Here is an 8,071-nt window from a genome sequence, read left to right on the forward strand (position 1 = left end):
GGACGAAGGCCCGTCTCGCGCACGTTCTTCGAAGGGATGACGTCAGATGCGGCGCTCGGCGCGGCGCCGCATCCAGAACAGGCCGCCGGCCAGCACGGCCGCGGCGACGAGCCCGCCGCCGATGGCCATGTCGGTCGGCGTCGCGCCGGTGTCGGCGCTGCCGCCGAGACCGCCGCGGACACCGCCGATGACGGTGAAGGCGGCCGGGCGGGTCAGGGTCCTGCCCGAGCAGCCGACGGTGATGTCGTACGTGCCGGGCCGGGCGTTGGCGTTGACGGTCGCCGTGCCCCTGGCGGTCCGGTTGGCGCCGTTGATCGGCGTCAGGCTGGCCCGCCCGAACGCCGGCGAGGTCATGAACCCGCCGCCGGTGCAGCCGTCGACGGTGACGGTGAGCTGGCCGCCGCGTGCGATGACGCTGGGCAGGACGACGATGTTGCTCGGGTTGGCGTCCATGCCGTCACGTGCGACGGCGACGGGGGCGGCGAGTCCCAGGGCGGCGACCGCGGCGGCGGAGACCGCCGAGGCGGCCAGGACACGAGTGGTACGCATGTGATCCTCCGCGGAAGGCGCCCCGGGGCCCGTCCCCGGCATGTCGGCGAGAAAGCACCTCCCGATAGGACCCTCGGATGCCGTGCGCGCGCCCGCATTTCGGCGATGGTCCGTCCTGGTGAGAGGACACGCCGGGCGGAATGCGCGCAACCGGATATCACCGCAGGTCACGGACCGTCAGAAAATAACTTCGGTCGTCAACTCGGATGGCGCACGGCGCGGAGCGCGGGCCACCCGTTCGCCGCCGCCCCGTCGCCGGTTGGCGTCCCGGGACTTAGCGTTCTCGTATGCGCGAAAGGACGCGGCGACGGCCGCGTCGAAAGGGGATGGCGAATGTCTGCGTACGAGCTGTCCGAGGCGGCGGAAGAAGAGGAGCGGCAGAAGAAGCGCGCCCCTTGGGGCGTGATAGCGCTTGTTCTGCTGACCGGTCTCGCGCTGATCCGCAACGGGTCCGGGGAGTTCGACGTCGGCCCGCCGCAGCCGGCCGCCGCGGCGGCCGCCGACGGCCGCACCGCCGGAGCCTTCGGCCGGGCCCCGACCCCGCTGGCCTACGCCGAGCCGGACCGGGTACGGATCCCGGCCATCCAGGTGGACGCGCCGGTCATGGCGGTCGGCCTGGACGCGGACGGCTGGGTCGGTGCGCCGCCTCCGGAGGACCCGAACCTGGCCGGCTGGTTCACCGGCGGCGTCTCACCGGGCGAGAAGGGCACGGCGGTCGTCGTCGGCCATGTCGACAACAAACTCGGACCCGCCGTGTTCTACGGGCTCGGGGCGCTGAAGAAGGGAAACCGCATCGAGGTGTCCCGGAAGGACGGAAAGACCGCGGTCTTCGAGATCTACGGCATCGAGGTCTTCGAGAAGAACGATTTTCCCGGCGACCGCGTCTACGCCTCCAAGGGCTCCCCCGAACTGCGGGTCATCACCTGCGGCGGCGGTTTCTCCAAGGCGAACGGTTACGACGGGAACGTCGTCGCCTTCGCCCGCCTGGTCGAGGTCCGCTGACGGCGCCGGGACCGGGCGGGCGGGGCGCCCGCCTCAGGCGTACTGCCGCCGGGGGACGGTGATGTGGTAGCCGGCGTCCAGCAGCCGCGGCAGATAGTCGCGCAGCGCCCGCACACTCTGCGAGCGGTCGCCCCCGGCGTCGTGCGAGAGCACGACGACGCCGGGGGCGGCGCCTTTCTCGACCCGGCCGACGATGACGCCGGCGCCCGGGGTGGTCCAGTCGAGGGTGTCGATCGTCCAGGCGATCGGTTCCATGCCCAGTTCGGAGCCGAGCTGGAAGGCGGCGCGGTTCCAGGCGCCGTAGGGGGCCCGGAACCAGCGCGGCCGCTCCCCGTAGCCGTTCTCGATGACGTCGCTGGTGCGGGACATCTCGGAGCGGATCTGACGGCGGGTGAGACGGGTCAGCAGGGGGTGCGACCAGGTGTGGTTGCCGACGATGTGGCCCTCGTCGGCCATGCGCGCCAGCAGGTCCTGGTTGTCGACGGCCATCTCCCCGCACACGAAGAACATCGCGCGCACGTCGTACTCGGCCAGCGTGTCGAGGATGCGGGGGGTGTACCGGGGGTCGGGCCCGTCGTCGAAGGTGAGGACCATGGTGCGGCCGCGGCCGGTCATCCGCAGCAGCGGCTCGCGGCGTACGGGGGTGCGGCCGGGCGCGGCGTGCGGGGGGCCGTAGCCGGTCAGGGGCTGGAGGCGGTAGGCGGAGGGCTTCAGCGGGAGGCTGCGCGCCGGGGCGCCGGCGGCGGGTGCGGCGGCCCTGACCGGGTCGCCGTCCTCGCCCCGCAGGAACACTTCGGCCGTGCCGGCCGCTGCGACGGCGGCGGCGCCGGCGAGCAACGCCCGGCGGCGCGTGAACAACTGCTCCTTCTTCATGCAGTCATCAGTCGCCCGGCGGGCCTTCGACCCACCCCATCGGCACCGCTCCGGCGGCACGATTCCACCCGCCCGGCGCAGTCCCCACCCACGCCGGGGACGCCGGGACCGACGGGTCCCGCCCAGGGGCGTCAGCGGTGGCGTACCGGCGGGAACGGCAGGGTCTCGCGGATCGTGAGGCCGGTGAGGAACATGACCAGGCGGTCGACGCCGATGCCGAGGCCGCCGGTCGGGGGCATCGCGTATTCGAGGGCATCGAGGAAGTCCTCGTCGAGTTCCATCGCCTCGGGGTCGCCGCCGGCCGCCAGCAGGGACTGCTCGGTGAGCCGACGGCGCTGCACGACCGGGTCGGTCAGCTCGGAGTACGCCGTGCCGAGCTGGCCGCCGTTGCGGGGTGCGCAGCGCCCTCGGCCGTGGCGGTCCCCGCGGGGGCACTCATGACTCGACTCTAGGAACACCTGGGCGGGCCGCCCGTCGAACGGACCGCGCCCGAGCCGGACCAGGGGCTTCCGATAGCCTCTGGCCGTGACGGAACAGCACGCGCAGCAGCCGGCCCACCAGTTCGAGCGGGGCACGGACGGCCCCAAGGTCATCCTCGTCGGGGTGGACGGCTCGGAATCCTCGCTGCGCGCCGCGGCCTACGCCGGCGGTCTGGCCCGCCGCCAGCACGCACTGCTCGCGGTGGTGTACGTGCAGCCGGTTCCGGTGGCGGGCGCGGCGCTCGGGGCGCCGGTCGCGGAGACGACGGACGCGATCGCCGAGGACCTGGTCGCGCAGATCCGGGAGGCCACCGAGCGGACCCGGGGGATATTCGACGTGCGCTGGGAGTTCCACACCTTTCCCGGCGATCCGTTCGGCGGTCTGGTGAAGGCCGCGGACCAGCTCAAGGCGGACGCGGTGGTGGTGGGGGCGTCCGAGCAGGCCGGGCACCGGATCGTGGGGTCGGTCGCGGTGCGGCTGGTGAAGGCGGGGCGCTGGCCGGTGACGGTGGTGCCGTAACGCCCACGGCACGCGCCGCGGGTGCCACGGGCGCTGCGGGTCCAGCGGGCGCTGTCAGTCCAGCGGGTACAGCGGGCGCTGTGGGTGCCGCCGGGGACCTCGCCTTCAGGGGTCACCGCTCCCCCGACACCAACCCGGCGGCGGCCGCGTCCCGGCTGAGGGTGACGTCCCTGATCCGGTCGCGGACGCCCGCCACCCCGGCGCCCTGGGCGAGGGCCTGGTCGAGGTCGACCACCCGGCCCGCGTCGATGTCGAACATCTGGGGCAGGAACTCGGCCCTGCGCACCTCCCAGCGGCCGCCGGGCCGGGCCGGGCGGGCGAAGGTGAAGCGGGCCACGGTCGACTGGGCGCCGCGCGCGTCCTGCAGGCCCTGCCGGTTGAACATCTCGCCCGCGATCTGGTCGCCGAGCCCGTAGACCACCCAGGTGCCGTTGACCTTCTCGTACGGCTGGGGGACGTGGGCGCTGGAGCCGATGATCAGGTCGATGTCGGGGCGGCCGTCCGTGCGGGAGGCGGTGAGGGCGCGGGCCAGGGCGACCTGGCGGTCGTCCGGGGCGTCCTGCCATTCGGTGCCCCAGTGCAACGAGACCACGACCACGTCGGCGCCCGCCTTCCGCGCGGCCCGGGCGTCGGCGAGGATCCGGTCCTGGTCGGCGAGGCCGACGGCCCAGGGCTGTCCCGGCGGCAGGGGGCGGCCGCCGGTGTCCTGGGTGTAGGCGAGGTGGGCGACGTTCGCCGGTCCCGCGCGCAGGAGGGTGATCGCGTTGCCCTCGGCCTCGGTGCGCGCGGTGCCCGCGTGCCGCACACCGGCGGCGTCCAGCGCGTCGAGGGTGCGCCGTACGCCGGCGGCGCCGTCGTCCAGGCTGTGGCCGGAGGCGGTGGAGCAGCCGTCGTAGCCGGTGGCCGCGAGCGCCGCGGCGATCTCGGGCGGGGACGCGAGGGGCGGGGCGGTGGAGTCGCCGTCCGCGCCGTAGACCGTGTTCAGGTGACACAGCGCCAGGTCCGCGGCGGAGACGACGGGCTCGGCACCCTCGAGCATGGGGCGGAAGTCGTAGCCCGTGCCGCCGGCGTCGAAGCGGGCGCGGTCGATGACGGTGGCGTGCGGGAGGATGTCGCCGGAGGCCACGAGGGTGAAGCCGCGGGCGGCGGGCGGCGCCGCCCGTCCGGGCCGGTCGGCGGGCCCGTGATCCCTGGCCTGGCAGGCGGCGGCCGTGGTGAGCAGGGCCGTCAGGGCCAGGGACACCTGGTGTCTGCGGGCGAGCACCGGATCACCCCGTTTCACATGGGTTGTCATATTTACGCACGTATCACTACTAATCCATCGACGGCGATGGACGGCACCGGCACTCCCTTCGGCCAGGGCCGATGCCCGCGATCGGCGTAGCCCGGACCGTTCGTCGAACCGTTCGTCGACGCGATCGACCGTCCGCCGCAGAGCCCTGTGCGCCCCCTGTCCCGATCCGGCCCCTTGCGGTGCCATACGCCCATGACCGCCGGAACCGCCCTCAACGCCAGGACGACGACCGCCGAGCACGAACTCGCCGCATTGCAGCGCGACCACGGCCGGCCGCTGTTCGCGCTGCTGCTGCGCCTGTGCGACGGCGACCGCCAGCGCGCCGAGGACCTGGTGCAGGAGACCCTGGTGCGCGCCTGGCAGCACCCCGAGGCGCTGCGCGCCGACGCCTTCGACTCGGTGCGGCCCTGGCTGCTCACCGTGGGCCGGCGGCTCGCGATCGACGCGCGGCGGGCCCGGCAGGCGAGGCCGCCCGAGGTCGGGGACGCCGTGCTGGAGAACGCGCCCGTCTGCGCCGACCACGCCGAGCGGGCGGCCGCCGCCCTCGACGTGCGCGAGGCTGTGAAGACACTCACTCCCGAACACCGCGACGTCCTGGTGCTGGTGTATTTCCGCGGGGCGAGTGTGGCGGAGGCCGCCCAGGCGCTCGGCATTCCGCCCGGTACCGTGAAGTCGCGCGCCTACTACGCGCTGCGCGCCCTGCGTCGGGTGCTTCCGGGATACGCGGCCGACCTGCGCTGAAACCCACAGTACGGTCAAGCCTCCGTAAAGCGCCTTGCCGAGGACCCCCTTGGGGTAATCGGGTGTCCTTATCCGTGTTCCGGACCGAGGTCCCGGCAGCGGCGACACGCAAGCACCGGAGGAAGGCAGGAAGGGATGCTGCACCGAGGTCACCAGAGCACGGACGGCACCGGCGGCGGTGGGCTCACCGTCCCCATGGCCTGGCTGTACGCCGAGTACATCGCCGACGAACTGCTGCGGACCGGCGATCTGATGCCGCCGACGTCCTTCGAGTTCCGCGCCGGGCGCGACGCCCTGGCGTTGACGATCTTCCTGTCCGACACCGACGGGGAGCTGCCCGGGATCCGGGTCGTCACCCAGTTGGAGACCTGGCTTTCGCTCACGGCGTACGACCAGCCGTGGCAGGACTGGGTCGACGCACGTATGTCTCAACTGAGAGCCGAGGCAGCCCGGTTGGAAGGTCCCTCACCCGACCTCGAACTCGCGGCCGCGGCCTGGCGCTGGCTGGAGGAGACCGAGCTGCTCGCCCCCGATCTCGACGCGGCGCCGGGCGGTTCGCCGGTCGGCGAGGACGAGGGACCGAAGGTCTGGACGCCCGCCTGGCAGCTCGGACTGCCGCTGGGGCATCTGGCGATTCATCTTTTTTAGATTCACACCAATCCGCGAGGCCGACCGCTCCGAATGTGTGGGTCACGATTCGGTACGCGGCTTGAGTGATTCGGCGGCCGGGTGCGTACCGGTGGGAGCAACGAGTAACCCCACTGGCACTCAACGGCACGAGGTTTCGGCATGAGGTCCCTGGAAAGGCATCGCGACGTCGGCGCGTACGCGCTCGGCGTGCTGGACGAAGCGGAAGCCTTCCGCTTCGAGGACCACCTCATGGAGTGTCCTCAGTGTGCGGCACAGGTCACCGAGTTCGGCCCCACCGCACGTCAGATGATGCTCTACCGGCGCGCCACCCCGCGCGCCGTGCACCCCTTCGCCGGCCCCGGCCCGCAGCTGCTGGACCGGTTGCTCGCCGAGGTGGCGGTCCGCCACCGGGCCGTGCGCCGACGGGTGCTGTACGCGGTGGCCGCATCGGTGGTCGTCGCCCTGGCCGCTCCGGTGCTCGCCATGGTGGCGGGCGGGGGCGGCGACGGCAGCGACGGTGACGACGCCGTGCGGGTCACCGCCACGGACGAGAAGTCCGGCGTGTGGGCGCAGGTCACCACCGAGGACGAGGTGTGGGGCAGCCATGTGGAGCTGCAGGTCAAGGACGGTGCGGGCCCCCGCTCGTGCCGCCTGATCGCCATCGGCGCCGACGGCTCCGAGCAGACCGTCACCACCTGGACCGTGCCCCGGCACGACGCCCGCCCCAACACCGTCCAGGGCGCGGCCGCCTGGCACCCCGACGAGATCGTCGCCTACGAACTGCGCACGGCGACCGGCGAGCACCTGGTGACGCTGAAGGCCCACTGACGCGGACGCCCCGCGCAGGGGGCCGTCCCGGCCGCGGAGGACCGCTCCCGGTCACTTCAGCAGCCGCGACATCCTCCGGTCCGCCAGCGGCTTGCCGCCCGTCTGGCAGGTGGGGCAGTACTGCAGCGAGGAATCGCTGAACGAGACCTCCCTCACCGTGTCGCCGCACACCGGGCAGGGCTCGCCGGTGCGGCCGTGGACGCGCAGGCCGCTCTTCTTCTCGGCCTTCAGACGCCCCGCCGCCAGCCCCCGCGAGCGGTCGACCGCCTCGGTGAGCGTCGTGCGCAGCGCCTCGTAGAGGGTGTGGGTCTCCTCCGGGGTGAGGGACGAGGCCAGTTTGAACGGGGACATCCTCGCCACGTGCAGGATCTCGTCGCTGTAGGCGTTGCCGACGCCCGCGATCAGGCTCTGATCGCGCAGGGCGCCCTTGAGCCGGCGCCGCTCGCCCGCCAGCAGCGCGGTGAAGCGGGCCTCGTCGAAGTCGTCGGCGAGCGGGTCGGGCCCGAGGCGGGCGACGCCGGGGACCTCCTGCGGATCGCGCACCACGTACACCGCGAGCCGCTTCTGGGTGCCGGCCTCGGTGAGGTCGAAGCCCTCGCCCGTCTCCAGGGCCACCCGCAGCGCGAGGGGGCCCTTGCCGGGGCGGGGCGGGCCGTCCGGGAGGCGTTCCTTCCAGTGCAGCCAGCCGGCGCGGGCCAGGTGGGCGACCAGGTGCGGGCCGTCGCCGGTCGCCAGGTCGAGGAACTTGCCGTACCGGCCCACGGCGGCGACCTGGCGGCCCTCCAGGGCCGTGACGGGCGGGTCGTACGTCTTCAGCACGCTGATCGCGACGGGCAGCACGCGCACGATCTCGTGGCCGACGACATGCTCGGCCAGGAAGTCCTTCAACGCTTCGACCTCGGGCAGTTCCGGCATACGTCCAGAGTGCCACCCGGGACGGACATCGCCTCGCGGTGCGCGGTCGTCCGGGTGCGTGCCCGGCCCGGTGTACCGGGTGCGCGGTCGTACGGGTGCGTGCCCGGCCCGGTGTACCGGGTGCGCGGTCGTACGGGTGCGTGGCCGGCCCGGTGTACCGGGTGCGCGGTCGTACGGGTGCGTGGCCGGCCCGGTGTACCGGGTGCGCGGTCGTACGGGTGCGTGGCCGGCCCGGTGTAC

9 protein-coding genes and 1 pseudogene are annotated in these 8,071 nt (G+C 73.4%); 5 read left to right on the forward strand and 5 right to left on the reverse strand.

Going from position 1 to position 8,071, the window contains the following annotated elements:
* Positions 1 to 42: 42 nt before the first annotated feature.
* Positions 43 to 549: a hypothetical protein gene (locus tag ACFVYK_RS31815; RefSeq protein WP_389779983.1), complete on the reverse strand. Its 507-nt coding sequence runs from the start codon at positions 547 to 549 to the stop codon at positions 43 to 45.
* Positions 550 to 882: 333 nt separating this feature from the next.
* Between ACFVYK_RS31815 and ACFVYK_RS31820 the strand changes: the two genes are divergently transcribed.
* Positions 883 to 1,551, forward strand: a complete 669-nt coding sequence (locus tag ACFVYK_RS31820; RefSeq protein WP_389779984.1) for a class F sortase — start codon at positions 883 to 885, stop codon at positions 1,549 to 1,551.
* A 33-nt stretch (positions 1,552 to 1,584) separates the two neighbouring features.
* Here the strand turns inward: ACFVYK_RS31820 and ACFVYK_RS31825 are convergent, their stop codons facing one another.
* Together ACFVYK_RS31825 and ACFVYK_RS31830 are read right to left on the reverse strand one after the other, a co-directional pair.
* Complete coding sequence (locus ACFVYK_RS31825) at positions 1,585 to 2,424, reverse strand: polysaccharide deacetylase family protein (protein WP_389779986.1); 840 nt, start codon at positions 2,422 to 2,424, stop codon at positions 1,585 to 1,587.
* 131 nt (positions 2,425 to 2,555) lie between these two features.
* Positions 2,556 to 2,810: pseudogene (locus ACFVYK_RS31830) on the reverse strand (amino acid--tRNA ligase-related protein); the annotation flags it as partial.
* Positions 2,811 to 2,949: 139 nt separating this feature from the next.
* Here ACFVYK_RS31830 and ACFVYK_RS31835 point away from each other — a divergent pair.
* Positions 2,950 to 3,423, forward strand: a complete 474-nt coding sequence (locus ACFVYK_RS31835; protein WP_389779988.1) for a universal stress protein — start codon at positions 2,950 to 2,952, stop codon at positions 3,421 to 3,423.
* A 112-nt stretch (positions 3,424 to 3,535) separates the two neighbouring features.
* Here the strand turns inward: ACFVYK_RS31835 and ACFVYK_RS31840 are convergent, their stop codons facing one another.
* Positions 3,536 to 4,687, reverse strand: coding sequence for a CapA family protein (locus ACFVYK_RS31840; protein WP_389780029.1), 1,152 nt, complete (start codon positions 4,685 to 4,687; stop codon positions 3,536 to 3,538).
* 222 nt (positions 4,688 to 4,909) lie between these two features.
* Here ACFVYK_RS31840 and ACFVYK_RS31845 point away from each other — a divergent pair, with 222 nt between their 5' ends.
* From ACFVYK_RS31845 to ACFVYK_RS31855, 3 genes are all read left to right on the forward strand, one after another.
* A complete protein-coding gene (locus tag ACFVYK_RS31845) occupies positions 4,910 to 5,458 on the forward strand; it encodes a sigma-70 family RNA polymerase sigma factor (RefSeq protein ID WP_389779990.1) in 549 nt (182 codons plus the stop codon).
* Positions 5,459 to 5,593: 135 nt separating this feature from the next.
* Complete coding sequence (locus tag ACFVYK_RS31850) at positions 5,594 to 6,106, forward strand: hypothetical protein (RefSeq protein WP_389779991.1); 513 nt, start codon at positions 5,594 to 5,596, stop codon at positions 6,104 to 6,106.
* 141 nt (positions 6,107 to 6,247) lie between these two features.
* On the forward strand, positions 6,248 to 6,916 hold the full coding sequence (locus ACFVYK_RS31855) for a zf-HC2 domain-containing protein (RefSeq protein ID WP_389779993.1): 669 nt from the start codon (positions 6,248 to 6,250) through the stop codon (positions 6,914 to 6,916).
* 51 nt (positions 6,917 to 6,967) lie between these two features.
* On the opposite strand, the gene ACFVYK_RS31860 is transcribed toward ACFVYK_RS31855, so the two are convergent.
* Complete coding sequence (locus ACFVYK_RS31860) at positions 6,968 to 7,831, reverse strand: Fpg/Nei family DNA glycosylase (RefSeq protein ID WP_389779995.1); 864 nt, start codon at positions 7,829 to 7,831, stop codon at positions 6,968 to 6,970.
* Positions 7,832 to 8,071 lie beyond the last annotated feature (240 nt).

Origin of the sequence: Streptomyces sp. NPDC058291 (genome assembly GCF_042880855.1) — a bacterium.
Taxonomy (GTDB): domain Bacteria; phylum Actinomycetota; class Actinomycetes; order Streptomycetales; family Streptomycetaceae; genus Streptomyces.

Excerpts from the sequence above, each read along its gene's own strand:
- ACFVYK_RS31815 (WP_389779983.1), bottom strand. The coding sequence starts at position 549 with ATGCGTACCACTCGTGTCCTGGCCGCCTCGGCGGTCTCCGCCGCCGCG.
- ACFVYK_RS31820 (WP_389779984.1), top strand. The coding sequence starts at position 883 with ATGTCTGCGTACGAGCTGTCCGAGGCGGCGGAAGAAGAGGAGCGGCAG.
- ACFVYK_RS31825 (WP_389779986.1), bottom strand. The coding sequence starts at position 2,424 with ATGAAGAAGGAGCAGTTGTTCACGCGCCGCCGGGCGTTGCTCGCCGGC.
- ACFVYK_RS31845 (WP_389779990.1), top strand. The coding sequence starts at position 4,910 with ATGACCGCCGGAACCGCCCTCAACGCCAGGACGACGACCGCCGAGCAC.
- ACFVYK_RS31850 (WP_389779991.1), top strand. The coding sequence starts at position 5,594 with ATGCTGCACCGAGGTCACCAGAGCACGGACGGCACCGGCGGCGGTGGG.
- ACFVYK_RS31855 (WP_389779993.1), top strand. The coding sequence starts at position 6,248 with ATGAGGTCCCTGGAAAGGCATCGCGACGTCGGCGCGTACGCGCTCGGC.
- ACFVYK_RS31860 (WP_389779995.1), bottom strand. The coding sequence starts at position 7,831 with ATGCCGGAACTGCCCGAGGTCGAAGCGTTGAAGGACTTCCTGGCCGAG.